General features: G+C 70.6%; 21 protein-coding genes. 16 read left to right on the forward strand and 5 right to left on the reverse strand.

Annotated elements, in window-relative coordinates:
• The first annotated feature begins 255 nt into the window (after positions 1–255).
• The 3 genes from ACXAHD_RS15805 (at position 256) to ACXAHD_RS15815 (ending at position 7,054) form a co-directional block, all read left to right on the forward strand.
• The gene (locus ACXAHD_RS15805) at positions 256–714 is read left to right on the forward strand and encodes an ABC transporter substrate-binding protein (RefSeq protein WP_289213013.1); all 459 of its coding nucleotides are present in this window, start codon (positions 256–258) and stop codon (positions 712–714) included.
• Positions 715–882: 168 nt separating this feature from the next.
• Entirely contained in the window at positions 883–6,351 is a 5,469-nt protein-coding gene (locus tag ACXAHD_RS15810) for an ATP-binding protein (RefSeq protein WP_475051394.1), read from the forward strand.
• A gap of 67 nt (positions 6,352–6,418) precedes the next feature.
• A complete protein-coding gene (locus ACXAHD_RS15815) occupies positions 6,419–7,054 on the forward strand; it encodes a TetR/AcrR family transcriptional regulator (RefSeq protein WP_281555200.1) in 636 nt (211 codons plus the stop codon).
• A 15-nt stretch (positions 7,055–7,069) separates the two neighbouring features.
• Here the strand turns inward: ACXAHD_RS15815 and ACXAHD_RS15820 are convergent, their stop codons facing one another.
• Entirely contained in the window at positions 7,070–8,218 is a 1,149-nt protein-coding gene (locus ACXAHD_RS15820; protein ID WP_281555600.1) for an acyl-CoA dehydrogenase family protein, read from the reverse strand.
• Positions 8,219–8,311: 93 nt separating this feature from the next.
• Between ACXAHD_RS15820 and ACXAHD_RS15825 the strand changes: the two genes are divergently transcribed.
• On the forward strand, positions 8,312–8,797 hold the full coding sequence (locus ACXAHD_RS15825; RefSeq protein ID WP_281555199.1) for a MaoC family dehydratase: 486 nt from the start codon (positions 8,312–8,314) through the stop codon (positions 8,795–8,797).
• Between the two features lie 38 nt (positions 8,798–8,835).
• Here the strand turns inward: ACXAHD_RS15825 and ACXAHD_RS15830 are convergent, their stop codons facing one another.
• Genes ACXAHD_RS15830 through ACXAHD_RS15840 form a run of 3 tightly spaced genes read right to left on the reverse strand, consistent with a single transcriptional unit; the run spans position 8,836 to position 10,901 of the window.
• Positions 8,836–9,351: a flavin reductase family protein gene (locus ACXAHD_RS15830; RefSeq protein ID WP_281555198.1), complete on the reverse strand. Its 516-nt coding sequence runs from the start codon at positions 9,349–9,351 to the stop codon at positions 8,836–8,838.
• A gap of 6 nt (positions 9,352–9,357) precedes the next feature.
• Positions 9,358–10,167, reverse strand: a complete 810-nt coding sequence (locus ACXAHD_RS15835; protein WP_281555197.1) for a VOC family protein — start codon at positions 10,165–10,167, stop codon at positions 9,358–9,360.
• Positions 10,164–10,901 carry an enoyl-CoA hydratase/isomerase family protein gene (locus tag ACXAHD_RS15840; protein WP_281555196.1) on the reverse strand — a complete coding sequence of 246 codons (738 nt, stop codon included), beginning with the start codon at positions 10,899–10,901 and terminating at the stop codon, positions 10,164–10,166. Before ACXAHD_RS15840 ends, ACXAHD_RS15835 begins: the two co-directional genes overlap by 4 nt.
• Before the next feature lie 192 nt (positions 10,902–11,093).
• Between ACXAHD_RS15840 and ACXAHD_RS15845 the strand changes: the two genes are divergently transcribed.
• From ACXAHD_RS15845 to ACXAHD_RS15895, 11 genes are all read left to right on the forward strand, one after another.
• Complete coding sequence (locus ACXAHD_RS15845; RefSeq protein ID WP_281555195.1) at positions 11,094–12,617, forward strand: ABC transporter substrate-binding protein; 1,524 nt, start codon at positions 11,094–11,096, stop codon at positions 12,615–12,617.
• A gap of 156 nt (positions 12,618–12,773) precedes the next feature.
• Complete coding sequence (locus tag ACXAHD_RS15850) at positions 12,774–13,490, forward strand: ABC transporter ATP-binding protein (protein WP_475051400.1); 717 nt, start codon at positions 12,774–12,776, stop codon at positions 13,488–13,490.
• Positions 13,487–14,410, forward strand: coding sequence for an ABC transporter permease (locus ACXAHD_RS15855; RefSeq protein WP_281555193.1), 924 nt, complete (start codon positions 13,487–13,489; stop codon positions 14,408–14,410). The genes ACXAHD_RS15850 and ACXAHD_RS15855 overlap by 4 nt, the downstream gene beginning before the upstream one ends.
• 5 nt (positions 14,411–14,415) lie before the next feature.
• Positions 14,416–15,306, forward strand: coding sequence for an ABC transporter permease (locus ACXAHD_RS15860; RefSeq protein ID WP_281555192.1), 891 nt, complete (start codon positions 14,416–14,418; stop codon positions 15,304–15,306).
• Positions 15,303–16,094, forward strand: a complete 792-nt coding sequence (locus tag ACXAHD_RS15865) for an ABC transporter ATP-binding protein (protein ID WP_281555191.1) — start codon at positions 15,303–15,305, stop codon at positions 16,092–16,094. The genes ACXAHD_RS15860 and ACXAHD_RS15865 overlap by 4 nt, the downstream gene beginning before the upstream one ends.
• Positions 16,095–16,110: 16 nt before the next feature.
• Positions 16,111–17,511: a zinc ribbon domain-containing protein gene (locus ACXAHD_RS15870; protein ID WP_281555190.1), complete on the forward strand. Its 1,401-nt coding sequence runs from the start codon at positions 16,111–16,113 to the stop codon at positions 17,509–17,511.
• Positions 17,501–18,685 carry an acetyl-CoA acetyltransferase gene (locus ACXAHD_RS15875; RefSeq protein ID WP_281555189.1) on the forward strand — a complete coding sequence of 395 codons (1,185 nt, stop codon included), beginning with the start codon at positions 17,501–17,503 and terminating at the stop codon, positions 18,683–18,685. Before ACXAHD_RS15870 ends, ACXAHD_RS15875 begins: the two co-directional genes overlap by 11 nt.
• Entirely contained in the window at positions 18,682–19,602 is a 921-nt protein-coding gene (locus ACXAHD_RS15880; RefSeq protein WP_281555188.1) for an SDR family NAD(P)-dependent oxidoreductase, read from the forward strand. The genes ACXAHD_RS15875 and ACXAHD_RS15880 overlap by 4 nt, the downstream gene beginning before the upstream one ends.
• A 22-nt stretch (positions 19,603–19,624) precedes the next feature.
• Positions 19,625–20,119, forward strand: a complete 495-nt coding sequence (locus ACXAHD_RS15885; protein ID WP_281555187.1) for a VOC family protein — start codon at positions 19,625–19,627, stop codon at positions 20,117–20,119.
• Positions 20,119–21,642, forward strand: coding sequence for a class I adenylate-forming enzyme family protein (locus ACXAHD_RS15890; protein ID WP_475051410.1), 1,524 nt, complete (start codon positions 20,119–20,121; stop codon positions 21,640–21,642). Before ACXAHD_RS15885 ends, ACXAHD_RS15890 begins: the two co-directional genes overlap by 1 nt.
• Positions 21,639–23,225 carry a class I adenylate-forming enzyme family protein gene (locus ACXAHD_RS15895; RefSeq protein ID WP_475051413.1) on the forward strand — a complete coding sequence of 529 codons (1,587 nt, stop codon included), beginning with the start codon at positions 21,639–21,641 and terminating at the stop codon, positions 23,223–23,225. Before ACXAHD_RS15890 ends, ACXAHD_RS15895 begins: the two co-directional genes overlap by 4 nt.
• 3 nt (positions 23,226–23,228) lie before the next feature.
• Here the strand turns inward: ACXAHD_RS15895 and ACXAHD_RS15900 are convergent, their stop codons facing one another.
• A complete protein-coding gene (locus tag ACXAHD_RS15900; RefSeq protein ID WP_475051416.1) occupies positions 23,229–24,218 on the reverse strand; it encodes an MBL fold metallo-hydrolase in 990 nt (329 codons plus the stop codon).
• 69 nt (positions 24,219–24,287) lie between these two features.
• On the opposite strand from ACXAHD_RS15900, the gene ACXAHD_RS15905 reads away from it, so the two are divergent.
• Complete coding sequence (locus tag ACXAHD_RS15905; RefSeq protein ID WP_289213008.1) at positions 24,288–25,838, forward strand: AMP-binding protein; 1,551 nt, start codon at positions 24,288–24,290, stop codon at positions 25,836–25,838.
• Positions 25,839–25,858 lie beyond the last annotated feature (20 nt).

Genomic DNA, 25,858 nt, shown 5'->3' on the forward strand with positions numbered 1-25,858 from the left:
ATCCCGGTCCGGCGCGGCCTTCGTGGTGCCACCGGTCAGGCAGCGATACTCAGCTTTTCCGTGACGTTCGTCAGACCTTTGTTGATATCTGGCGACCTCGTAGTCGAGCATGGCCACCACGGCAGGGTGACTCCGCTCACATCAGTTCGCATTTTCGCGGGGTGGGCCTACTGCCGGGATCGACGCACCCCACGACCTCCGCTCCGGAAGGCCTCGTCAGCGAAGAAGACACTTACCTTCGGGCTGATTGCCACCATGGCGTTCGCCCTTACCGCCTGCACCGACTCGGACGCGACCCCGACCGACGACCGGACGGACGGCGAGCTGCGTCAGGTCAGGGTCGCGGCGCTGCCGAGCACGGAAACCGCCGCCCTGTGGGGCGGCATCGGAGCCGGCATCTTCGCCGAGCGGGGGATCGAGGTGGAGGTGCTGCCCGCACAGGGTGGCGCCCAGGCCATCCCCGCCCTGATCAACGGAGACATCGACTTCGCTATCGGTCAGCCGTTCGGCGAGGTCGCCTTCCCCGACGTCCCGGCCCAGCTCGAAGCCGGCAACATCGAGGCGGCGTGGGTGCCGGAGCCGTTCGTCACCCAGCTGCGCGACTGCGGCGACGCCGTCGTCGTCGAGCCCTACCAGGCGGTCATGGTACCGGCATCCGCCCAGGTCGGACCTATCGCGCCGGCACCTACCGGCGCGCCGAGCACGCTGGCCTGAGGAATCCGGCGAGAGCCGACCGGCACCGGTGGCGGCAACCGCATCGAGTGACATGGTCGTTACTTAGTCGGACGCCCTATGGTGTTTCCAGCCGGCAGGCGTAAGGGTGATCCTGTCGGAGTCGCATCAGCGACGCGTGGATCGTAGGCGTACCGGAGGGCCGATCGGGTGTTCAGCCGCATTGCCATCGTCAACCGTGGTGAGGCCGCGATGCGGCTCATCCACGCCGCCCGGGAGCTGGCCGCCGAGACCGGGGCGCGGATCGAGACCGTCGCCCTGTACACCGACGTCGACCGTACCGCGACGTTCGTCCGTGAGGCGGACATCGCCTACGACCTCGGGCCGGCGTCCGCCCGGCCGTACCTCGATCTGACGGTCCTGGAACGCGCCCTGGTGGCCACCGGCGCCGACGCGGCGTGGGTCGGCTGGGGCTTCGTCGCCGAGTCCCCGGCGTTCGCGGAGCTGTGCGAGAAGACCGGCGTCACCTTCGTCGGACCGAGCGCGCACGCGATGCGTCAGCTCGGCGACAAGATCGGCGCAAAGCTGATTGCCGAGGAGGTCGGCGTACCGGTCGCCCCGTGGAGCCGGGGCGCGGTCGAGACCCTGGAGGCCGCCGTGGCGGCGGCGAGCGGCATCGGCTACCCGCTGATGTTGAAGGCGACCGCCGGTGGCGGCGGGCGCGGCATCCGGGTGATCACCAACGAGGCCGAGCTCGTCGACGCGTACGAACGCACCAGTCAGGAAGCCGCCCGCGCGTTCGGTAGCGGCGTCGTGTTCCTGGAACGGCTGGTCACCGGTGCCCGGCACGTGGAGGTCCAGGTGATCGCCGACGGCCAGGGCACCGCCTGGGCACTCGGCGTGCGTGACTGCTCAGTGCAGCGGCGTAACCAAAAGGTGATCGAGGAGTCGGCGTCGCCGGTGCTCAGCCCGGCGCAGGCCGCCGACCTCAAGGCCGCGGCCGAACGGCTCGCCGTCGCGGTCGGCTACCGGGGCGCGGCGACCGTCGAGTTTCTCTATCACCCGGGTGACCGCATGTTCGCGTTCCTCGAGGTCAACACCCGGCTGCAGGTGGAGCACCCGATCACCGAGTCCACCACCGGGTTCGATCTAGTCAAGGCGCAGCTGCACGTGGCGTCGGGCGGGCGGCTGGAGGGCGCGCCGCCGTCCGAGCGCGGGCACGCCGTCGAGGCCCGGCTCAACGCCGAGGATCCGGACCGCGACTTCGCGCCGTCGCCCGGTTGGATCGCCCGGCTGGACCTGCCCTCCGGGCCCGGGATCCGGGTGGACACCGGGGTCAGCGAGGGCGACACCATCCCCGCCGCCTTCGACTCCATGATCGCCAAGATCATCGCGTACGGACGGGACCGTGAGGAGGCGCTCGGCCGGCTGCGCCGGGCGATGGCGAACACCACCGTGATCATCGAGGGTGGCGCGACGAACAAGAGTTTCGTGATCGACCTGCTCGATCAACCCGAGGTGATCGACGCCAGCGCGGACACCGGGTGGATCGACCGGGTCCGCGGTGCGGGCCGGCTCGTCGCCAACCGGCACGTCGCCGTCGCCCTCGCCGCGGCCGCGATCGAGGGCTACGAGGCCGACGAGCGCGTCGAACGGCAGCGACTGCTGTCCACCGCGTCCGGCGGCCGCCCGCAGGTGCAGCACGCCAGCGGCCGCCCGGTGGACCTCAAGCTGCGGGGCGTCGGCTACCGGGTACGGGTGGCGCGGACCGGGGCGTACCGGTTCCGCGTCGGCATTGAGGTGGCAGACGTCGTGCACAGCGCCGACGTCGAGTTGGACCGCTTCGACCGGCACACCGGGCAGATCGTCGTCAACGGCAGCCGCCATCGTCTGGTCACCGCAACGCACGGGCCGGTCCACCTGGTCGAGGTCGACGGGGTGACCCACCGGGTCAGCCGCGACGAGGGCGGCGTGCTCCGCGCGCCGATGCCCGCCCTGATCGTCGCTACCCCGGTGCCGGTCGGTGCCGAGGTGGAGGCGGGAGCGCCGGTGCTGGTGCTCGAGGCCATGAAGATGGAAACGGTGCTGCGGGCACCGTTCAAGGCCCGGCTGAAGGAATCCGGCGTGTCGGTCGGGAACCAGGTCGAGGCGGGCGCACCGCTGCTGAGGCTGGAACCGGTCGCGGACGACGCCGCCGCCGGCCCGGCGTCCGGCCCGGTCGCGCCCGTCGAGCTGGAGATGCCCGCCGCGTCCGGGGCGCTCCCGCCGGCCGAACGGTGCCGACAGGGTCAGGAAGGCCTGCGCGGACTGCTCCTCGGCTTCGACGTCGACCCGCACGACGACCGCCGCGTCCTCGACGACTATCTCGTCGCGCGCCGGGCCGCTGCCGAGGACGGCGACCGGCCGTTGGCCGCTGAGATCGATCTCATCGAGGTCTTCGCCGACCTCGCCGAGCTGAGCCGCAACCGACCGACCGACGCCGACGGCGACGGGCACGTGCACAGCGACCGCGAGTACTTCCACACCTACCTGCAGAGCCTCGATGTCGAACGGGCCGGCCTGCCGGACGCCTTCCAGACCAAGCTCGCCAAGGCGCTCAGTCACTACGGCGTCACCGATCTGGAGCGCTCCGCCGATCTCGAAGCCGCCGTCTTCCGGATCTTCCTCGCTCTGCAGCGTGCCGCCGCCGACGCCACCGTCGTCGCGACACTGCTTCGCGCGTGGCTGCGGGAGCCGCCACCCGGCCAGTCGTTGCACGAGCCCGCCGGTCTCGCCCTGGAGCGACTGGTCGCCGCCACCCAGGTCCGCTTCCCGGTGATCGCCGACCTCGCCCGAGGTGTGGTGTTCGCCTGGTTCGCGCAGCCGTTGCTGCGCCGCAACCGGGCCACCGTCTACGCCCGGGTCCGCGCGCACCTGCGTCACCTGGACGCCCATCCGGAGACGCCGGAGCGCGCCGAGCGGATCGCCGACATGGTCCGCAGCACCGAACCGCTGGTCCGGCTGCTAGGCCAGCGGATCGTCCGTGACCACCTCGACAACGCGGTCATGCTGGAGGTGCTGACCCGCCGGTACTACGGCAACAAGGGACTCACCGCGGTCCACGCCCACCAGGTCGCCGGCTGCACCTTCGTGGTCGCCGAGCGGGCGGACTCGAGCGTGGTCACCACCGCCGTGGCCATCGACGCCCTGGGGTCCGCCCTCGGCGGGCTCGCAGAGCTGGCCGGTGGCCGGGAGTCCATCGACGCCGACGTCTATCTCGCCTGGGAGAACCAGCCGGAGGACTTCGACGCCATGGCGGCGGCGCTGCTCGACGTCGTCGCCGCGCATCCGCTGCCGCCCCAGGTCCGCCGGGTGACCACCACCATCGCGGGCCGCGCTGGCGCGGTGATGCACCACCATTTCACGTTCCGCCCGTCGAGCGGGGGAATGGTCGAGGAGCGGCTGATCCGCGGCCTGCACCCGTACATCGCGCAGCGCATGCAGCTGGAGCGGCTGCGCAAGTTCGACCTGACCCGGCTGCCCTCGCTGGACGAGGAGGTCTACCTGTTCCAGTGCGTCGCCCGGGAGAACCCGTCCGACCAGCGTCTCGTCGCGTTCGCGCAGGTACGTGACCTGACCCGGCTGCGTGACCATGATGGACGCCTGGTGTCGCTGCCGACCACCGAGGACACCGTCGCGGCCTGCCTCGACTCGATCCGCCGGGCACAGTCGCGCAGACCGTCGAAGACCCGCTTCACCACCAACCGGATCGTGATCTACGTCTGGCCGCCGAACGACCTCACCCGCCAGGAGATGGAGATGATCGCCGGGCGGATGCGCCCGACGACTGCGGGTGCCGGGTTGGAGGAGATCCTGTTCATCGGGCGCCGACGCGACCGGGTGACCGGCGAGCTGACGAAGATGGCCGTACGGATCGCCTTCGACGCCACCGGCGGGGCCGAACTGGTCGTCGGCGAGCCGCCGGCCGAGCCGGTCGAGCCGTTGGACGACTACCGACTGAAGGTGCTGCGGGCGAGCAGCCGCAACACGGTGTACCCGTACGAACTCACCGGCCGGCTCGGCGACTTCGTCGAGCACGACCTCGACGAACACAACGCGTTGGCGCCGGTCGACCGGCCGAAGGGGAGCAACCGCGCGGCAATCGTCGCCGGTGTGGTCAGCACGGTCACCCCCCGCCACCCCGAGGGGGTCACCCGGGTCGCGCTGTTCGGCGATCCGACGAAGTCGCTCGGCGCACTGTCCGAGCCGGAGTGCCGCCGGATCATCGCGGCCCTGGACCTGGCCGAGCGGATGCGGGTGCCGGTGGAGTGGTACGCGTTGTCCGCCGGAGCCCGGATCTCCATGGAGTCGGGCACCGAGAACATGGACTGGGTGGCCGCCGCGCTCAAACGGATCGTCGAGTTCACCCAGGCCGGCGGTGAGATCAACATCGTGGTCGCGGGCATCAACGTCGGCGCGCAGCCGTACTGGAACGCCGAGGCGACGATGCTCATGCACACCAAGGGCATCCTGGTGATGACGCCGGACTCGGCGATGGTGCTCACCGGCAAGCAGTCGCTGGACTTCTCCGGCGGGGTGTCCGCCGAGGACAATTTCGGCATCGGCGGCTACGACCGGGTGATGGGTCCGAACGGGCAGGCGCAGTACTGGGCGCCGAGCCTGACCGCCGCGCGGGACGTGCTGCTGGCCCACTACGACCACACGTACGTCGTACCGGGAGAGACCGGACCGCGCCGGGCGGCCACCACCGACCCAACCGACCGCGACGTCTCCACCTTCCCGCACACGCTGGCTGGCAGTGACTTCACCACCGTAGGGGAGATTTTCTCGGCCGAGGCCAATCCGGACCGCAAGAAGCCGTTCGACATCCGGACCGTGATGCAGGCGCTGGCCGACCAGGACCACCCGATGCTGGAACGCTGGGCGGGCATGGCCGACGCCGACACCGCCGTGGTGCAGGACGTGCACCTCGGCGGCATCCCCGCATGCCTGCTCGGTATCGAGTCGCGGACCGTGCCGCGGCGTGGTTTCCCGCCCACCGACGGCCCGGACACCTACACCGCGGGCACGCTGTTCCCGCAGTCGTCGAAGAAGGCCGCGCGGGCGATCAACGCGGCCAGCGGCAACCGGCCGCTGGTGGTGCTGGCCAACCTGTCGGGCTTTGACGGCTCGCCCGAGTCGATGCGCAAGCTGCAGCTGGAGTACGGCGCCGAGATCGGCCGGGCGATCGTGAACTTCCGTGGGCCGATCGTGTTCTGTGTGATCTCGCGGTACCACGGTGGCGCGTTCGTGGTCTTCTCGAAGGCGTTGAACCCCGCCATGACGGTGCTCGCGCTGGAAGGTTCGTTCGCCTCGGTACTCGGTGGCGCTCCCGCCGCTGCAGTGGTGTTCTCCGGCGAGGTGGACGCCCGTACCGCGCGCGATTCGCGGATCCGAGAACTGGAGGGCCGGGTGGCCGCGTCGTCGGGCACCGATCGCGCCGCGTTGGCCGCCGAGCTCGACGAGCTGCGGTCGTCGGTACGGGCGGAGAAGCTGGGCGAGGTGGCCACCGAGTTCGACCGGATCCACGACATCCGGCGCGCCGTCGAGGTCGGCTCGGTGGATGCCGTCATCAGCGCAGCCGAGCTGCGCCCGCGGATCATCGCCACCATCGAATCCCGGCTGCGGGAGGGGCGGTGACAGCGAACCTTCCGACCGGGCGGTAGGATTGTCGGGCTCTGAGTGGAGCGGGAAGTGGAGGCCACCGATGGCTCGTGCGACGTCGAACCGCCCGGCGGCGACCCGGCGCAGGCAACGCTGGGCCGACGGATACGACCCGGAGAACACCCGCAAGTCGTTGATCGCCAGCGCGCTGGAACTGTTCGGGCGTCGGGGTTTCGACCGGACGTCGGTGCAGGAGATCGCCGACCAGGCCGGGCTGACCAAGGGTGCCTTCTACCACCACTTCGAGAGCAAGGACGACCTGCTGCGGCACATCCAGGAGGAGTACCTGGAAGCGCAACTGGCCGCAATCCAGCAGATCGAGTCCGGCAGCGACGACCCGGCGGTGCGGGTGGCGGAGCTCATCCGGTTCAGCCTGACCAGCGTGGCCGAGTACCGGGCACACGTGACGATCTTCTACCAGGAGCGGCGGTACCTCGCCGGAGACATGTTCGCCGAGGTGACGCGCAAGCGTGACGCGGTGGAGGCGGCCTTCGCCGGCATGATCTCCGACGGTATCGCCCGTGGTGTCCTCCGCACGGACATGGACCCGCGGATCGTCACCTTCGGGCTGGTGGGCATGTGTGCCTGGGCGTACCAGTGGCTCAACGTCGACGGTCCGCTCAGCATCGACGAGGTGGCGCGCCAGTTCAGCGCGATGGTGCTCGAAGGGCTCCGCTGAACCGTGCGGGGCCGGTCAGCCGGCGAGCAGTTGGCGGGCCATGACGACGCGTTGCACCTGGTTGGTGCCCTCGTAGATCTGGGTGATCTTGGCGTCGCGCATCATCCGTTCCACCGGGAAGTCACGGGTGTACCCGTAGCCGCCGAGCAGCTGGACGGCATCGGTGGTGATCCTCATCGCCGCATCTGAGGCGAAGCACTTCGCCGCCGCGCCGAAGTAGGTCAGGTCCGGCCCGCCCCGCTCGGACCTGCCGGCGGCCGCGTAGGTGAGCTGCCGTGCCGCCTCCAGGGTCATGCCCATGTCCGCTAGGAGGAACTGGACGCCCTGGAAGTCGGCGATGGCCCGGCCGAACTGTTGTCGTTGCCGTACGTAACCCAGGGCGTAGTCCAGCGCGCCCTGGGCGATGCCCAGGGCCTGAGCGGCGATGGTGACGCGGGTGTGATCCAGTGTCCGCATCGCCGTCGCGAAGCCGGTTCCCGGCGCACCGATGATCCGGTCCGCCGGGACGCGGACGTTGTCGAGGTACACCTCGCGGGTCGGGGATCCCTTGATGCCGAGTTTGCGCTCCGGTGCGCCGAAGCTGACGCCGGGATCGGACCTTTCCACCACGAAGGCGGAGATGCCGCGCGTGCGTGCCGCCGGGTCGGTGACGGCGAAGACCGTGTAGTAGTCGCTCAGTCCGGCGTTGGTGATCCAGCGCTTGACCCCGTTTAGTACCCAGACGTCGCCGTCGCGTTCGGCGCGGGTCCGCATGCCGGCCGCGTCGCTGCCGGCGTCGGGCTCGGACAGGCAGTACGAGAACATCGCCTCGCCCCGGGCGACCGGTGGTAGATACCGCTGCTTGAGGTGCCCGCCGGCAGCGAGCAGTAGCGGCATGGTGCCGAGCTTGTTGCCAGCCGGGATCAGCGAGGAGGTGGCACATGCCCGTGCCACCTCCTCGATGACGATCGCGGTGGCGAGGGCGTCCGCGCCGGCACCGCCGTACTCGACGGGGATGTGCGGGGCGTGGAAGTCGGCGGCGCGCAGCGCATCGTAGGAGGCCTGCGGAAACTCGGCGTTCTCGTCGGCGGCCGCCGCATGTGGCGCGACCTTGTCGTCGCACACCTCTCGTACGGCCTGCCGCACTGCTGCGTGCTCCTCGGGCAGCTGGTACGCCTCGAACACCACGGAACCTCCCTGCTCAGTTATCCGAAGCTGATGATACCATCCGGTCGGAATGAAGAAGGCCGCCGATGGCCGTTCTCCGTTGGAGTGACCATGCGAACCGCATCACGGACGATCGTGCGTAACCCGGGTGACCTGCTCGACCTGGTCGGCGCGGAGCTGGGGGCCAGCGCACCACAGGTGGTGACTCAGCGGCAGATCGACCAGTTCGCCGACGTCACCGGGGACCACCAATGGATCCACGTCGACGTCGAGCGGGCGCGGACCGGCCCGTTCGGTACCACCGTCGTGCACGGATTCCTGACCTTGGCACTCGTCCCGCGCCTGCTCGCGGACATCCTCGAGGTGCAGACCTTCGCCATGGGTGTCAACTACGGGCTGGATCGGGTCCGGTTCGTCCGACCCTTGCCGCCCGGTGTGCCGATCCAGGGCACCGCGACGTTGGTGTCGGCCCAGCCGATCACCGCCGTCCCTGGTACCGGGGACGGTGTGCAGGCCAAGGCTTCGGTGACGGTGGAGTTCGCCGATGGGCCGACGCCCTGCTGCGTGGCCGAGATCCTGTTCCGGTACTACAGCTGATCCACGTCGACGATCGGCGACGGCGGGGCGTCACCCGCTTACTCGGTCGTGGTGGCCGACGGACTGACGAACCGCCCCCGGTAGAACGACAACGCCGGCACGTTCGTCGGCTTCAGGTGCACGTGGTCGATGTCGAGCAGGAAGATGACGTGGTCGCCGCTGGTGATCACCTCGTCACGTCGTCCGGCGAGCACCGCCGGTGTGCCGGGCAGCAGCGGAACCCCGTCGGGGCCGGGCAGCCAGGACACCCCGGCGAGTTTCTCCGCGCCGGTCAGCCCGGATGTGGCGAACCGGCGGGCCACGTCCTCCTGGTCCCGGCTGAGGATGTGGATGGCGATCCGTCTGGATCCGACCAAAGTCGGGAAGCTGGACGAGGAACTGGTCACGCAGAACAACACCTTCGCTGGCTGCAGCGAGACCGAGGTGAACGAGTTCACGGTCAGCGCGGCGACGCCGCTCTGGGCGGTGATCGCGGTGATCGCGGTGACGCCGGTGGGGAAGTGACCACACACCTGACGGAACTCCGTCGAATCGAACAGCGGCTCGGCCGTCAAGGGAGGTCACCACCTGGGGGAGGAGTCGTGCCCGGGGCGCAGACCGCCGTCGAGCTGGATGAGGCAAAGTGAATGGCCGCCGGGATCCTTCACCAGGTGAAGACGTCCGTACGGGCTCCGGACCGGGCCGACGGTCGGCGTCCCGCCGAGCGCGCAGACCCGCCGCAGCGCGTCGTCCAGGCAGTCCACAGCGAAGTAGGTGATCCACTTCGCCGGGATCAGGTTCGGCCATTCGTTGTCGAGTGCCAGCACACCGGCGACCGCGACGTCGCCGAGCATCAGCAGGGTGTACGGGCGGGCGGTGGGCGTGTCTGCCGTCCGCCGGGTGGCGTAGCCGAACAGGGACCGGTAGTAGCTCACCGAGGCGGCGGGCTCCCCGGTGTTCAGTTCGTTCCAGCACAGTGCGCCGACCGAGTTGAGCAGTTGCGCACCGGTGCGTGACTCGCCCTGGTAGAGGCCGAACGCGGCACCGAACGGGTCGATGACGACGGCGCCGGTTCCGGCGGCCGGCAGATATCGCGGTGGGGTGACCAGCTCGCCGCCGAGCTGGACCGCCCGGGAGGCGCTCCGACTCACGTCGTCGACCGCGAAGTAGACGATCCACCCCCGGGGCCGGCCGGCGTGCAGCGCGGCGGCGTCGGAGATGCCGGCCACGTCGCGTCCGTCGATGCCACACATCCGGTAGGTGGTGGCACCGAGCCGTTCGGCACGCACCGTCCAGCCGAGTAGTGCCCGGTAGAAAGGTTCGACCTGGTCCGGATCGGGGGTGGCCAGCTCCACCCAGACGGCCTCGCCAGCCTGGAACCGACCGCTCATCGGTCCGCTCCGCGCGCGGTGACACCGGCGACGATGGTGCGCGCCGAGACGTCGTAGACATGATCCGGCCGTCCGGTGGCCCGGCTCGACTCGACCACCTCGACCACCGCTCGCAGCGTGCGGCCGGGTACGGCGAGCAGCGTCTCGACCAGAGCCCCGGCCGCGCGGTCGAGGTCGTCGTCGGCGACGACCTCGGCGACCAGGCCCCAGGCGAGCATCTGATCGGCGGACGCGGTCGTGGCCCCGGTCAGCAGGTGGTAGGCCTGTGGGCGGGGTAGCGCCCGGGCGATCGCGTAGCCGACTCCGGCGGGGGCGAAACCGAACCGGGCCTCGGGTAACGACAGGCGGGCACTGGTCGCGGCGATCGGCAGGTGCACGGCGTCGAGCAGGCCGGCACCGAAGCCGATCACCCGGCCCCGTACCGCGGCGACCACCGGCACCGGGAGTCGCCGGATCCGCCGCAGTGCGGCGTCGCTGGCGCGCAGACTGTCCGCCACCGTCTCCGACGAACTGCCGGCCAGCTCGGTGAACGCCGTGGTGTCCCAGCCGCCGCAGAAGTTCCGGCCGGCCATCTCGAGCTCGACGACCGCGCAGCTGTCGATGGCCGCAGCGGTCTCCAGTGCGTGGACGAGTTCATGCAGCGCGGTGTCGTCGAAGCAGTTGCCGCGGGCCGCGTTGTCATAGCGCACCCGGATGAGGCGTCCGTCGTGCCGAGGGGTGAGGGTAGGGGCCACCGGGGTATCATACATACCGGTCGGTATGTTCACAACGCCGCTGGTTGGCTGGCCTTTGTCACGCGAATGTCATAGTCGAGATACCTGCTTGAACCGTTGACTTGATACCGGCTGGTCGGTACTTTGTGGCGAGCGTCACCGGCGCGCAACGCGGCGACGTGAACGGGTCCATCGCTGTGAAGGACACCCCTGATGATCATGAAAATCCTGCGTTCCCGGCGGCCCCTCGTGGCCGCCGCCGCCATCACTGTCGCCAGCGTCGGCCTGACCGCCTGCGGTGGCACCGAACCCGACGACACCGGTTCGTCCGGCCCGACTGTCATCCGTGCGCTGCTCGCGGCCCAGCCCGCCACCCTCGATCCAATCGTCGGTGCGCGCTCCGCCCAGGTCGTCTGGGCGACGATGCTCGAACCGCTGATCGACACCGGCGACGACCTCGCGCCCACCGACACCGGTCTCATCACCAACTGGACCCGTACCGACGCCACGACCTGGACGTTCACCGTCCGCCCCGACATCACCTTCAGCAACGGGGAAGCTGCCGACGCCGCCGCCGTCGCGAACACCATCACGCTCACCCGCGACACTGAGGGGTCACCGCTGAAGTCCTACTTCGGCAACGTCACCTCGATCGAGGCCACCGACGACGCCACCGTCGTGGTCACCACCGGCACGCCGCAGTACAACATTCCCGACCTGCTCACCACGGTCTATCTGGTCCCACCGGCCTACTACCAGGAGCAGGGGTCCGAAGGCTTCGCTGCGGCCCCGGTCGGCACCGGCCCGTACGTGTGGGCCGGCGCCAACGCCGGTCGTGACATCTCGGTCACCAAGAACCCCGACTACTGGGGCGACGAACCGACGAACGACGGTGTGACCTTCACCTGGGCAAACGAGGCCGCGCAGCGGCTCGCGTTGATCCAGAGCGGGACCGTCGACGTCTCCTTCGACCTACCGCCGGCCCAGGCGCAGGCGGCCGAAGCGGCCGGGGTCGACGTGGTACGCACCGAGACCGCCATAAAGATCATCGCCTTCCTCGACTCGACCAAGGCGCCGTTCGACGACCCGCAGCTGCGTGAGGCCGCGGCCCTGGCCATCGACCGGGACGCGATCGTCAGCGGCATCTTCGACGGCCAGGCCGCTGCCGACGCCGGACTGCTCAACGTCCGGCCCGGCCAGCAACCGCAGGACAGTGTCACCGCCGACCCGGCGAAGGCCGCGCAACTCGTCGGTGACGCCACCCCGGCCGTACAGATCACCTATCCGGCGGCGCAGTACACCAACATCGAAGAGGTCGCCCAGGCGGTGGGCGGCAGCCTCGAACAGGCCGGCTTCACGGTCAGCTACGAGCCGCTCGACTACGGCACCCTGGTTCAGCGGATCATCGGCCGCCAGGTCCCCGGTGTCGCCATCTTCGCCGGAGTGCCCAACGTCGCCGTGCCGGACTACTTCGTCAGCGGCTTCATGAAGACCGCGTCGTTGACCGGCAACTGCCCTGACCCGCAGATCGACCAGCTCGCCCAGCAGGCGCTCGAACAGGACAGCGCCGAGCAGGCCGCCCCGATCTACGAGCAGCTCAACACCATCGGAGTGGTCGAGAAGCACTGCTACGTGCCGCTCTACCGGCAGATCTTCAACTACGCGACCGGTCCCGGTGTCACCGGTGTCGAGTTCGGTCCGCTGAATACCGTGGACTTCACGAAGACGACCCTCTGACGATGACCGGAGCAGCGCAGACGGGGGTGGGGTGGGGGCCCCTCCGGAACCCCCCCCCCCCCCCCCCCCCCCCCCCCCCCACCTGCGACCCCCAACTCTTCGGTGTTTGTGGTCGCCGTTTTGTTTTCCACCCCCCGCGACCGGAGCACGGGGGCGGTGCTGCGCGCGGTCGACCACGTGTCGCTGCGTATCGGCGCCGGCGAGAGCGTCGCCGTCGTCGGCGAGTCGGGGTCCGGCAAGACGACGCTCGCCATGGCGGCCACCGGGCTGGGCACCCGTGGCGACGGGGCAATCCGGCTGCTCGGGCACCAGCTCTCCGCGATCAGTCGGGCACGGCTGCGGCGGCTGCGCCCCGAGGTGCAGGTGGTCTTCCAGGATCCGCACGGATCGCTCGACCCCCGGCAGTCGGTCCGCTCCGGGCTGCGCGAACTGCGTCGGCTGCAACCCGAGCGCACCTCCTGGATCAGCGACACCGAACTGCTCGACCGGGTCCGGCTGGCACCGCAGATCCTGGACCGCTACCCGCACCAGCTCTCCGGCGGCCAGGCCCAGCGGGTCTGCATCGCCCGCGCCCTGCTGATGCGGCCGCGGCTGATCGTGGCGGACGAACCGACCTCCGGTCTCGACGTGTCGGTGCAGGCCGACGTGCTGGCGCTGCTGACCCAGATCCGGCAGAGCACCGGCGCGGCCCTGCTGATGATCAGCCACGACCTCGCCGTCGTCCGCTCGATCTGCGATGTCGTACACGTCATGTACCAGGGCCGGGTGGTCGAGTCGGGGCCGTGCGAGGCGGTCTTCGTCACCCCCCGCGACGACTACACCCGCGAACTGCTCGCCGCGATGCCCGGCGCCCGCTGGAGGTCCCGCCGATGAAGGCCAGCACCGTCCGACGGGTCGGCAGCCGCCTGGCGTCGCTGCTGGCGTCCCTGCTCATCGCGCTGAGCCTGGCGTTCGCGCTCGGCCGGCTTTCCGGTGATCCGACCGTGGCCATCCTCGGACCGATGGCCACCCCGGAGCAGCGGGACGCTCTGCGGCACGAACTCGGCCTCGACCTGCCGCTGGTCGTCCAGTACCTCGAGTACCTGAAGGGCATCCTCACCGGTGACCTTGGCCAGTCACTGCAGTTCTACCAGGCCAACACCACCCTGATCGCCGACCGACTGCCGTTCACCCTGCAACTGGTCGCCGCCGGCATGGCACTCGCCGTACTCGTCGGAGTGCCGCTCGGGGTGCTGGCCGCGACCCGCGAGGGCACCTGGTGGGACCGCGCCGCCTCCACCGTCGCCCTGCTCGGCCAATCGGTGCCCGTCTTCTGGTTCGGCATGATGCTGGTGGCGCTGTTCGCCGTGAACCTCGGCTGGCTGCCCGCCGGGCAGTCCGGCACCCCGCAGCATCTGGTCCTTCCCGCCGTCACCATGGCGGTGTACCCGATGGCGCAGATCGCCCGGCTCACCCGGGCGTCGATGAGCGAGACGTTGGCCGAGCCGTACATCGACTCCGCCCGGGCCCGCGGGCTGCGCGGCCGGCGGGTCGTGTGGCGGCACGCGTTCAAGAACTCGATGATGCCGATCCTGACCATCGTCGTGCTGCAGACCGGGATCCTGCTCTCCGGCGCAGTCGCGATCGAGTACGTCTATTCCTGGCCCGGCCTCGGCCAGCTGGCGCTGCAGGCCATCCAGTTCCGTGACTTCCCGCTCGTCCAGGCGATCGTCGTCTTCGGCGCGTTGACGTTCGTCCTGCTGAACCTGCTCGTCGACGTGATCCATTCGGTCGTCGACCCGAGGGTGAGGTGACGGCCGTGAGCCGATCCGATCTGCACCCGGCGCCGCCGGCGGCGCAACCGCCACGACGCCCGGCACGGCGGTCCCGTACCTCGGTGTTCTGGCTGTCCCTGCCGCTGGTGGTCGTCGCCGGCCTGGTGCTGGTGTTGCCGCTGACCGGACTGCTGCCCGACACCGGGCAGGACCTGGCGGCGACCCGGCGACCGCCCGCCTTCCTCGACGGCGGAACCTGGGCGCACCCGCTCGGCACCGACAAGCTCGGCCAGGACGTCCTCACACAGTTCGTCTCCGCCGGCCGGCTGACCATTCTGATCGGCCTGGTCGGCGCGCTGGTCGCGATCGGCCCCGGCACCCTGCTCGGCGTGCTGGCCGGCTACTTCCGCGGCTGGGTCGACCGGGTCATCTCGGTGCTCATCGACGCTCAGCTGGCCCTGCCGTTCATCCTGGTCGCCCTCGCGATCATCTCGAACCGGGGCAGTTCGCTGCCGGTGCTGTTCCTGGTGCTGGCGCTGACCGGGTGGGCGGTCTGCGCCCGGGTCACCCGGTCGGCGACCCTGGCGATCCGCGAGCGGCAGTTCGTCACCGGCCTGCGGGCGGCCGGCGCGTCGGAGGCGCGGATCGTCTTCCGACACGTCCTGCCCAACCTCGCCGGCACGGTCGTCGCGCTCGGCACCCTCCAGGTCGGCACGGCGATCCTGATCGAGAGCGCGCTGAGCTTCCTCGGCCTCGGCGTACCGCCACCGAGCGTCAGCTGGGGGTCGATGCTGGCCTCCGGCCAGGACGAGCTGAGCCAGGCCTGGTGGATCGCGCTGTTCCCCGGGCTCGCCATCACCCTGCTGGTGCTGCTGGTCAACCTGTTGGGCGACGCGCTGCTCACCCACCACGACCCACGGAAGAGGCGCCGATGACCGCGCTGCTGAGCGTCTGCGGCCTGTCCGTCGTCGCCCGACTCGCCGACGGCGACCTGCGACTGCTCGACGACGTCGACCTCGACGTGGAACGGGGCCGCATCGTCGGCGTCGTCGGCGAGTCCGGCAGTGGCAAGACCACCCTGGCCCGCACCGTCGTCGGGCTGCTCGAACGCAACGTCGATGTCGAACAGGGCCGGGTCACCCTCGCCGGCGACGAGGTGGTGGCCCCCGGCGTGGACCGCACCGACCGGGTCCGGGGCAGCGCCGTGGGCATGGTCTTCCAGGACGCCTCCCGGTCGTTGAACCCGCTGATGAAGATCGGCACACAGCTCGTCGAGGTGCTGCGCCGCCACGTCCGGGGCATCACCCGGGCCGAGGTCGAGCGCCGCTCGGTGGAGGTGCTGGCGCAGATGCGCATCACCGACCCGGCCCGGGTGCTGGGCAGCTACCCGCACCAGCTCTCCGGCGGGCTGCGCCAGCGGGTCGCCATCGGGCTGGCCGTCGTCACCCGTCCGGCGCTGGTGATCGCAGACGAGTGCACCACCGCCCTCGATGTCACCACCCAGACCAAGGTCGTCGAGCTGTTCCGCACCCTGGTCGACGAACTCGGCATCGGCCTGCTCTTCGTCACCCACGACCTGATGCTCGCCAGCGACCTCTGTGACCGGATCGCGGTGATGAGCAGCGGCCGGGTCGTCGAGCAGGGTGCGGCCAAGCAGGTGTTGGACGAGCCGCAACAGGAGTACACCCGGCGACTGCTCGCCGCCATCCCCTCGTGGAGTTGAAGGAGAACCGCGACACATGCCCGATCAGCCCGGCATCGACGGCTACGCGGTACACCTGCCGGCGTACGCCCTGCACGACAACAGGCTCGACGCGACCGGACCACCCAGGCCGGGCGGTCCGGTGCGCGGCGTCGCCGCCTTCGACGAGGACGCCGTCACCATGGCCGTCGAAGCGATGCGGCACCTCACCGCCGCCGACCACGCCGGTCGGCAGCTGCTGCTCGCCACCACCAGTGCGCCGTACGAGGCGAAGACCTCGGCCGGGGTCGTGCACGCCGCGCTCGGGCTCGATCCGGCCGTCAGCGCGGTCGATCTGCGCGGGCACCGCTGCGGCGCGACCGCCCTCAACCTCGTCGCGTGCTCCGGCGACGCGGCGGTGCTGGCCGACCTGCGGACCACCCGACCGGGGGCACCGGACGAGCTCGCCCAGGGCGACGGCGCCGCGGCGTTCGTCGGCGGCGGCACCCGCGCCGCGACGCTGCTCGCCCGCGCCGGACACACCACCGAGATCCTGGAACGGTGGCGGCTGCCCGGGGAACGGCACGACCGCGTCTGGGACGAACGGTTCACCGCCGACGTCCTCGTCACCGCCGGCCTCGACGCGGCCCGCCGCGCGTTCGCCCTCGCCGGCCTGGACGCCGTCGACGAGGTCGTCGTGTCGTCGTCGAATACCCGCGCCGCCGCGGCGCTGCGGCGCACGCTGGGCGGATCGGGGGCCGACGCGAAGGTCGAACGGGCCACCGGTTTCACCGGTGCCGCCCACCCCGCGCTGCTGCTCGCCGCCGCGTTCGACGAGGCGCGGCCCGGCCGGACGATCCTGCTGCTGTCGGCGACCGAGGGCGCCGACGCCTTCGTCTGGCGGGTCGGCGACGGGGTACGGGAGGCGCGCGGCGGCCCGGCCGTACGGCAGCAGCTTGCCGCCCGGCAACCCGTCGGCTACGGCCGCTACCTGCGCTGGCGCGGACTGCTGGACGTGCAGGGCCCGGCCCGGCCCGCGTCGCCGGCACCGGCGTCGCCGCCGATGTTCCGCCGGTCCGGCTGGAAGTTCCGCCTGGAGGGCAGCCGGTGCGACGCCTGTGCGAAGGTCACCACACCGCCGGCCCGGGTCTGCGCCTCCTGCGGCAGCGCCGCGTCGGGACAGACGCCAGCGACGGTCCCGCTGCGGGACAAGAGCGCCCGGGTCGTCTCGGTGACCAGGGACCATCTGACCACCATGCCGGAACCGGAGGTCGCGGTCGTCGTCGCCGACATCGACGGCGGCGGCCGACTCAGCGCGTACGCGACCGACGTCGCGCCGGGCGACGTGGCCGTGGGCATGGTGATGACGCCGACGTTCCGGCGGCTGTGGACCACCGATTCGATCCCCAACTACTTCTGGAAACTCCGGCCACGGAAGGAGACCACCGATGGCCAGTAGGCGGATGGCCCACGACGTCGCGATCGTCGCGATGGGCTGTACCCCGTTCCGCGACCACTGGCACCGGTCCGCCGACGATCTGCTGGTCGACGCGGTGCACGAGTGCGTCGGGTCGCTGCCCGGTGCCACCCTCGACGACATCGACGCGTTCTGGGTGGGTACCCAGGGCTCCGGCATGTCCGGGCAGACTCTTGCCCGGCCGTTGCGCCTGGTCGGCAAGCCGGTAACCCGGGTGGAGAACTACTGCGCCACCGGCTCGGAGTCGCTGCGCAACGCGGCGTTCGCGGTCGCGTCCGGGGCGTACGACATGGTCATGGCGACCGGGGTGGAGAAGCTGAAGGATTCGGCGTACTCCGGTCTGGCCGCCGTCTACCCACCCGCCGACGGCACCGACGTCGACTGGACCGCACCCGCCGGATTCTCCCTGCTCGCCCCCGCCTATCAGCAGGCGTACGGCGTCGGCGCGCGGGACATGCGCGATGCGCTCACCAAGGTCGCGACGAAGAACCACGAGAACGGCGCGTTGAACGAGCGCGCCCAGTTCCGTAGGGCTGTCTCCGCCGAGGCCGTTGAGAACGCGCCGCGCGTCGCCGGGCAGCTCGGCGTACTGGACTGCTCGGGCGTCTCCGACGGCGCCGCCGCGGCCATCCTGGTCCGAGCCGAGGACGCCTACCGTTACACCGACAAGCCGGTGTTCCTGCGGGGGATGGGGTTCGTCGCGGGCTCGGGCTCGGGTCTGGCCACCGACGGCTACGACTTCACCACCTTCCCGGAGGTGGTGCAGGCGGCGCGACAGGCCTACGACCAGGCGGGTGTCACCGACCCGGCGACACAGATCTCGCTGGCCGAGGTGCACGACTGTTTCACTCCGACGGAGGTGGTGCTGATGGAGGACCTGGGATTCTCCGAGCGGGGCAAGGCCTGGCGGGACATCCTCGACGGCCGGTACGACCGCGGCGGCGCGTTGCCGGTGAACACCGACGGAGGTCTCAAGTCGTTCGGCCACCCGATCGGCGCCACCGGGCTACGGATGGTGTTCGAGTGCTTCACCCAGCTGCGGGGTGCGGCCGGTGCCCGCCAGGTGCCCGACGCCCGGTTGGCCCTCGCCCAGAACCTCGGTGGGCAGCCGGGTTCCTGCGTGGCGTTCGTCGCGGTGCTGGGGAGTCAGCGGTGAACGCCCAGGTGCGCCTCGACGGGCAGGTCGTGATCGTCACCGGCGCCGGCAACGGGATCGGCCGGGCGCACGCCCTGCTGCTGGCCGAACGCGGTGCCCGCGTGGTTGTCAACGATCTCGGCGGGGCGGTGGACGGTTCGGGTTCCTCCGGTGCGGCGCAGCGGGTGGTCGACGAGATCCGCGCCGCGGGCGGCGTCGGGGTCGCGTCGACGGACTCGATCGCCACCGCAGCGGGTGGCGCCGACCTCGTCGCACGGGCCCTGCAGGAGTTCGGCCGGATCGACGCGGTGATCCACAACGCCGGCATCCTGCGGGACGGCACGCTGGCCAAGATGCGCGAGGAGGACGTCGCCGCGGTCCTCGACGTGCATCTCGCCGGTGCGTTCCACGTGTTGCGGCCCGCGTGGGGGCAGATGGCCGATCGGGGGTACGGGCGAATCGTGCTGACCAGCTCGTCGTCCGGGTTGTTCGGCAACTTCGGCCAGGCGAACTACGGGGCGGCCAAGGCCGGCCTGATCGGTCTGATGAACGTGCTCGCGCTGGAGGGTGCCCGCCGGGGCATCCTGGTGAACGCGATCGCACCGACCGCCGCGACCCGGATGACCGAGAACCTCCTCGGTGAGCTGGCCGACCGGTTCGACCCGCAGCACGTCGCTGCGGTGGCGACCTTTCTCGCCTCCGGGCAGTGCCAGCTGAACCGGCACATCCTCACCGTCGGCGGTGGCCGGGTCGGGCGAATCTTCATCGGCGTCACCCCCGGCTGGTACGGCGGGGCCGAGCCGGTCTCGCCCGACGACATCAGCGCGTCGATCGACGACATCTGCCGGCTCGACGACTTCATCGTCCCCGACAGTGGCGCCGACGAGGTCACGCTGATCCAGCGGGCCCTGTCCAAACCCGCCGGCCCAACCGCCTGAGCCGTCAAGGAAGGGAGCCACCATGCCGGTGAGCGAGGTACACCATGTGGCCGTGACCGTTTCCGACGTCGACCGGGCTGCGGATTTCTACGAGAAGGCGCTGGGCTACCGCCGGACGCTGCGGGCCGACGTGGCCGGCCCCGGCATCGAGGTGTCGCTGGGACTGCCCGCTGGCACCACCGGCCGGGTCCAGTACCTGCAGGGGCCGAGCCGCATCGGTCAGCTGGAGCTGATCGAGTGGAACGGCCCCGCGACCCGGACGGCGACCGGTGGACATCTGGAGCTGGGCACCTTCCTGCTCAGCTTCGCGGTGCCGCTGGCGGAGATGGACGAGCTGCACGCACGACTGGTCGAGCTGGGCGCGCAGTGTCTGAGCCCGCCGAATGAGGTCATGCTCGACAACTACGGGCTGATCACCGCGTTCGCGGCCCGTGACCTCGACGGCAACCTGCTGGAGTTCGTGGCGCTGCCGTCCCGGGAGGAGATCCTGGCCCGGCGGCGGGAGGGCGGCAGCTGATGGCGACCAGCAACTTCACCGAAACGCTGCGCCGGCAGGCGCTGCGCCGCGCCGAGCGGGAGGCACTGGTCGACGGGGATTCCCGCTGGACCTATGCCGAACTGGACGCCGACGTCGACCGGCACGCTGCGGCACTGCGCGACGCCGGCATCGTCGACGGCGACTTGGTCGGGGTGCTCGGGCGCAACACCGCCACCTACGTCATCGAACTGCTGGCGCTGAGCCGCCTCGGTGCGATCTCGGTTCCGCTCAACTGGCGGCTGCACCCCCACGAGCAGGCGTACGTCCTCGACCAGGCCGGTGTCACCGGGCTGATCTACGACGACGACTTCGCCGACGTCGCCCCCACCCTGGCTCCCACGACCGGGCTGCGGACGGTCGTGGCCAACGGGGCCCGGGTCGTCGTTGACGCCCGTCGGCTGGCCGATCTGCTCGCTGCGGCGCCGCCCGGGGTACGGGTGCCGGACGCCGAGAAGACCGCTGCCGACGTACACCGGCTGCTCTACACCTCCGGCACCACCGCACGGCCGAAGGGCGTCATCCACACCTGCGGGAACCTCACCGCCAACCACCTGGCGCAGGTGCTCGAACTGGAGCTGACCGCAGCCGACCGGATCCTCGTCTCCGCTCCGCTGTTCCACGTCAGTGGGCTGGAGGCGCCGGGCCTGGCGACGTTCGTGGCGGGCGCGACGATGGTGCTGACCCCGACGTTCAAGCCTGCGGACATCGCCCGGACCGTGGCCCGGGAGCGGATCACCGGCATGGTCCTGGCCGCGCAGATCCTCTTCGGCCTACTCGACCGCGACGACCAGTCGGATCTCGGGTCGCTGCGTTACCTGCTCTTCGCCGGGGTCGCGCCCAGCGTGCGGCGCGAGGTGAAACGTCGGCTGCCGCACGTCCGGCTGGTGGACACCTTTGGCATGACCGAGCTGTGCAACGGCGTCTGCTACCTGGATGCCGCCCACGAACAGTGCAAGGTCGGCGCGCTCGGCGCGCCGTTTCCCGGGGTGCACATCCGGATCGTCGACGAGCACTTCCAGCTGGTGCCGCCCGGCGTGGAAGGAGAGATCATCATCCGGGGCGAGAAGATCTCACCCGGCTACTGGAACGACGACGAGGCCAACCGGCGGACCCGCCGGGACGGTTGGTTCCTGACCGGAGACGTCGGGCGGATCGACGCCGACGGCTACCTGTGGTTCGTCGACCGCCGCGCCGACCTGATCAAGTCCGGTGGGGAGAACATCGCCAGCGCCGAGGTCGAACGGGTCATCGCCGGGCATCCCGACGTCAGCGAGGTCGCCGTCATCGGGGTGCCGGACCAGACCTGGGACGAGGTCCCGAAGGCGTACGTGATCCTGCGCGCCGACGCGACCACCACGGCGGAGGGGATCCGCGAGCACTGCCGGGCCGAGCTGGCCCGGTACAAGGTGCCGAAGTACGTGCAGATCGTGACGTCGCTGCCGCGCAACGACTCCGGCAAGGTGCTCAAGAAGCAGCTGCGCGAGACGGCGGTGACCGGATGAGTACGGCGAACGTCGCCGCGATGCTGGCCGGCAACGCCAGGAGGTTCGCCGACGTCGACGCGTTGGTCTTCGAGGGCCGGCGGTGGACCCACCGCCAGCTCGCCGTCGACGTCGAGGCCCTGGCCGCAGGGCTGGCCGCCGAGGGGATCCGCCGCGACGTCCGGGTGGCGATCATCTCGAACAACGTGCCCGAGTTCCTGCTGCTGTCGCTGGCGTTGTCGAAGCTCGGCGCGGTCTTCGTGCCACTGAACTACCGGCTCACCGCCGCCGAGCTGGCCCAGCTGCTGCGGCACGCGCGGGTCCGGGCGGTCGCGACGGTCCCGGAGTTCGCCGCGTTGACCGACGCGGCGTTGACCGACGCGGCGTTGACCGACACCGGATCGGGTGAGCCCGTGGCCGACGTGCGCCGGTTCGCGCTGGAGCCGATCGACGACGACGGCTGGGTAGACGTGCGCGCGCTGATCTGGACCCACCGGGGTGCCCGGGTCGCCGACGTCGATCTCGACGACGCGGCCCTGCACCGGATCGTCTACACCTCCGGCACGACCGGGCTGCCCAAGGGCGTGCTGCTCACCCACGGCAACGTGAACATGAACATGCACGCCCAGATCGTCGAGCTCGGGCTGCGGCCGAGCGACCGGATCCTCAACTTCGCACCGCTGTACCACGTCGGCGGCACCGACCTGCCGGGCTTCGGCATCTGGCATGTCGGCGGCACGATGGTGCTGCAACGGCGGTTCGAGCCGGCGGCGGTGCTGCGGGCGATCGAGACCGAGCGGATCACCGGCATGGTGATGGCGGCGACGATGCTCGACATGGTCCGCCGTGCGGCCGATGCCGCCGTCGATCTGACCTCATTGCGGTGGGTCATCTACTCGCAGGTCACGTCGGCGTTGTTCGCCGTGGCGCGGGAGCTTTTTCCGGACGCGCGGCTGATCGAGGGTTACGGTCTCACCGAGACGTGCGGCGCTCTGACGTACCTGGACGAGGCGCACATGCGGTCCAAGCAGGGGTCGGTCGGCCTGCCCGTGCCGTGGGTCCGGGTGCGGGTGGTCGACGCGGACGGCAACGACGTGCTGGTCGGCGACGACGGGGAGGTGATTGCGCGCGGCCCGAAGGTGAGCCCCGGCTACCTCGACGATCCGCAGGCGACCAGGGCGGCCTGGCGCGACGGGTGGTTCCACACCGGCGACATCGGTCGGTTCGACGCCGACGGCTACCTGTACATCCGCGACCGGCTCAAGGACATGATCCGCAGCGGTGGGGAGAACATGTCCAGCGCCGAGATCGAGAACGTGCTGGCCGACCACCCGCTGGTGTTGGCCGCGTCGGTGGTGGCTGCGCCGCATCCGGTGTGGCTGGAGGTCCCGGTGGCGTTCGTGATCGGTCGACCCGGCCTGGAACCCGAGTCGCTGATCGCGCACGCCCGGCAGCGCCTCGGTGGTTTCAAAGTCCCGAAGGAGATCTACGTCGTGGACGAGTTTCCGACGAATCCGTCCGGCAAGGTGCTGAAGCGGAGCCTGCGGGAGCTGCGGTCGTCGGCGCAGCCGGACTGGACGTACGACCGGTCGCGACGGGACTGACGACTACCGGTGGACGCCCGCGGTGTGCCGCAGCAGGGCCTGGGCATGGACGAGGGAGAACCGTTGGGTGCCCCGGCCGAGTTCGTCCCAGGGCTTACGCCACCGCATCCGCCGGGCGACGTCCCAGGCGGTGGCCTGCCCGTCGGCCCCGGCCAGAGCGCTGACGGCGGCGACCTCGGCGCGGTGCAGCGCGGCCAGCTCGTCGGCGCGGGCCGCGACGTCGCGGTACGGGAACTGGTGGGCCGGGCAGGCGATCGTCGCGCCGAGGTCGCGGATGCGCTGCAGCGTCCGGAACAGGTCCGCCGTCGGGTCGTCGTCGGCGCGGCTGACGATCGCGAGCTGGGTGGGCCCCTCGGACATCATCGTGTCGCCGGTGAAGACCAGGCCGCGGGTGTCGACGTAGACGGTGTGCCCGTAGGTGTGCCCCGGGGCCGGCACGGCGCGGATGGTCACGTCGCCGAACCGGAACTCGGTCTCGTCGGCCACGGCAAGGTCGATCCGCAGGTCCTCGTGGTGCGCGGTGACCGCCACCGCGTCGGCGTACATCGCCTCGACGACGTCGGGTGGGGCGCCGGTCGTCGTGAGGGCGGTGCGCAGTTGGGTGAGGAAACCGCCCCTGCTCCGGCGCATGGTGGCGAAATCGTCGGCCCGCCCCATGACCACCGAGGCGCCGGACAGCGCCCGGATCCGGGCGGCGAAGCCGATGTGGTCCGGGTGGTTGTGGGTGAGCAGGACGGTGGAGATCGTCTCGACCCGGTGGCCGATCGCGGTGACCGACCCGGTGAACGACTCCCAGCAGCTCGGGTGGTCGTAGCCGGCGTCGATCAGGACACTGCCGTCACCGGTGTCGATCAGGAAGACGGTGACGTAGCGCAGCGCGCTGCCGCGCAGCGGGACCGGGATCGCCCAGACCCCGTCGGTGACCTCGGTCGGAGTCGGCATCCGCCGGGCGTGATAGCTGGCGGCGTGCGCGTCGTTCACGGGTCTGGACATCGCCAGATGCCTCCCTTACTGTGGAAACAACAACATACCGGATGGTCGGAATCTAACTCAAGGAGTCCGATGAGCGACGAGCGGACCGGCTTCCGGCTCTGGGCAGCCGCCGAGCCGGAGCTGTGCGCGATCGTGACTGCCGATGATCGGCAGATCTCCTACGGCGAGATGTACGCCGAGGTGAACCGGATCTCGCACGGCCTGCGCACCCGTGCGGGCCTGCGTGCCGGTGACACGGTCGCGGCGGTGATGACCAACAGCGCCGGCATGGTCGCGCTCTACCTGGCCGCGATGCAGTCAGGGCTCTACCTGGTGACGCTCAACTACCACCTGACCGAGCCCGAGATCGCCTACATCCTCGCCGACAGCGGCGCCAAGGTGGTCGTCTGCTCCGCGCGGGTGGAGCCGGTCGTCGCCGCTGCGGCCCTCGCCGGTGTGCCCGGGGTGCAGGTGTACGTCGACGGATCCCCCACCACCGGTCGCGTCCGCCCGCTGTCGCAGCTCACCGACGGCATGCCGACCGTGAGCCCGGAGCAGACCCCGGCCGGGTCGCTGATGATGTACACCTCGGGCACCACCGGCCGCCCGAAGGGGGTGAAACGACCACTGGCCGGAGTCGACGCCGACACGGGTGCGTCGACCTACCGGTGGTTGTTCCAGGAGTTCGGGATGGAACGCCCAGCGTTCGGATCCTGGCTCGTCTCGGCTCCGCTGTACCACTCGGCGAACATCACCCCCGCGATGGGCGCACTGCACGCCGGCGGCACGATGGTCCTGATGGACGGCTGGACGCCGGAGGGTTTCCTACGTCGGGTCCACGACCAGCGGGTCACCGGGACGAGCATGGTGCCGACCCACTTCTACCGGCTGCTGCAACTGCCCCAACCGGTGCGCGACAGCTACGACATCTCCTCGCTGCGCTATGTCCTGCACGGCGCCGCGCCGTGCCCGCGCGAGGTCAAGCAGCGCATCCTCGACTGGTTCGGCCCGGTGGTCTACGAGTACTACGGCTCGACCGAGGTCGGCACCACCATCGCCCGCCCGCACGAGTGGCTCGCCCACCCGGGCACGGTCGGTCGCCCGGCGTCCATCTCGACGCTGCGGATCCTCGACGAGGCCGGCAACGAGGTGCCGGCCGGCCAGACCGGCATCGTGTACATGCGTCAGGGCTCCGACCGGGTCGAGTACCACAACGACCCCGGCAAGACCGACGGCGCCCGCCGCGACGGGCTGATGACCGTCTGGGACGTGGGCCACGTCGACGCCGACGGTTTCCTGTACATCACCGGCCGGGCCGCCGAACTGATCCTGGTCGGCGGGGTCAACGTCTACCCGGCCGAGATCGAGGCCGCGTTGCTCGGTCACGACTGGATCGCCGACGCCGGAGTCGTCGGCGTACCCGATCCGGAGTTCGGCGAGGTGCCGCAGGCCCACGTCGTGCTGACCGAGAGCGCACCCGACGCCGAAACGGCGCTCGCGCGGATCCGCACCTACCTAGCCGAACGGTTGGCCAAGCCGAAACGTCCGCATTCGTACGTCGTCTGCGCGGCGTTGCCTCGCGATCCCAACGGCAAGCTCTACAAGGCGCGGCTCAACCGTACCCCGGAGGTGTCGGCGTGACCACGACGTGTGAGGTGTCC

Source organism: Micromonospora sp. ABR4_055, from assembly GCF_056160425.1.

Excerpts from the sequence above, each read along its gene's own strand:
- ACXAHD_RS15885 (WP_281555187.1), top strand. The coding sequence starts at position 19,625 with ATGCCGGTGAGCGAGGTACACCATGTGGCCGTGACCGTTTCCGACGTC.
- ACXAHD_RS15875 (WP_281555189.1), top strand. The coding sequence starts at position 17,501 with ATGGCCAGTAGGCGGATGGCCCACGACGTCGCGATCGTCGCGATGGGC.
- ACXAHD_RS15855 (WP_281555193.1), top strand. The coding sequence starts at position 13,487 with ATGAAGGCCAGCACCGTCCGACGGGTCGGCAGCCGCCTGGCGTCGCTG.
- ACXAHD_RS15905 (WP_289213008.1), top strand. The coding sequence starts at position 24,288 with ATGAGCGACGAGCGGACCGGCTTCCGGCTCTGGGCAGCCGCCGAGCCG.
- ACXAHD_RS15865 (WP_281555191.1), top strand. The coding sequence starts at position 15,303 with ATGACCGCGCTGCTGAGCGTCTGCGGCCTGTCCGTCGTCGCCCGACTC.
- ACXAHD_RS15845 (WP_281555195.1), top strand. The coding sequence starts at position 11,094 with ATGATCATGAAAATCCTGCGTTCCCGGCGGCCCCTCGTGGCCGCCGCC.
- ACXAHD_RS15835 (WP_281555197.1), bottom strand. The coding sequence starts at position 10,167 with ATGAGCGGTCGGTTCCAGGCTGGCGAGGCCGTCTGGGTGGAGCTGGCC.
- ACXAHD_RS15825 (WP_281555199.1), top strand. The coding sequence starts at position 8,312 with ATGCGAACCGCATCACGGACGATCGTGCGTAACCCGGGTGACCTGCTC.
- ACXAHD_RS15805 (WP_289213013.1), top strand. The coding sequence starts at position 256 with ATGGCGTTCGCCCTTACCGCCTGCACCGACTCGGACGCGACCCCGACC.
- ACXAHD_RS15900 (WP_475051416.1), bottom strand. The coding sequence starts at position 24,218 with ATGTCCAGACCCGTGAACGACGCGCACGCCGCCAGCTATCACGCCCGG.
- ACXAHD_RS15890 (WP_475051410.1), top strand. The coding sequence starts at position 20,119 with ATGGCGACCAGCAACTTCACCGAAACGCTGCGCCGGCAGGCGCTGCGC.
- ACXAHD_RS15895 (WP_475051413.1), top strand. The coding sequence starts at position 21,639 with ATGAGTACGGCGAACGTCGCCGCGATGCTGGCCGGCAACGCCAGGAGG.
- ACXAHD_RS15815 (WP_281555200.1), top strand. The coding sequence starts at position 6,419 with ATGGCTCGTGCGACGTCGAACCGCCCGGCGGCGACCCGGCGCAGGCAA.
- ACXAHD_RS15870 (WP_281555190.1), top strand. The coding sequence starts at position 16,111 with ATGCCCGATCAGCCCGGCATCGACGGCTACGCGGTACACCTGCCGGCG.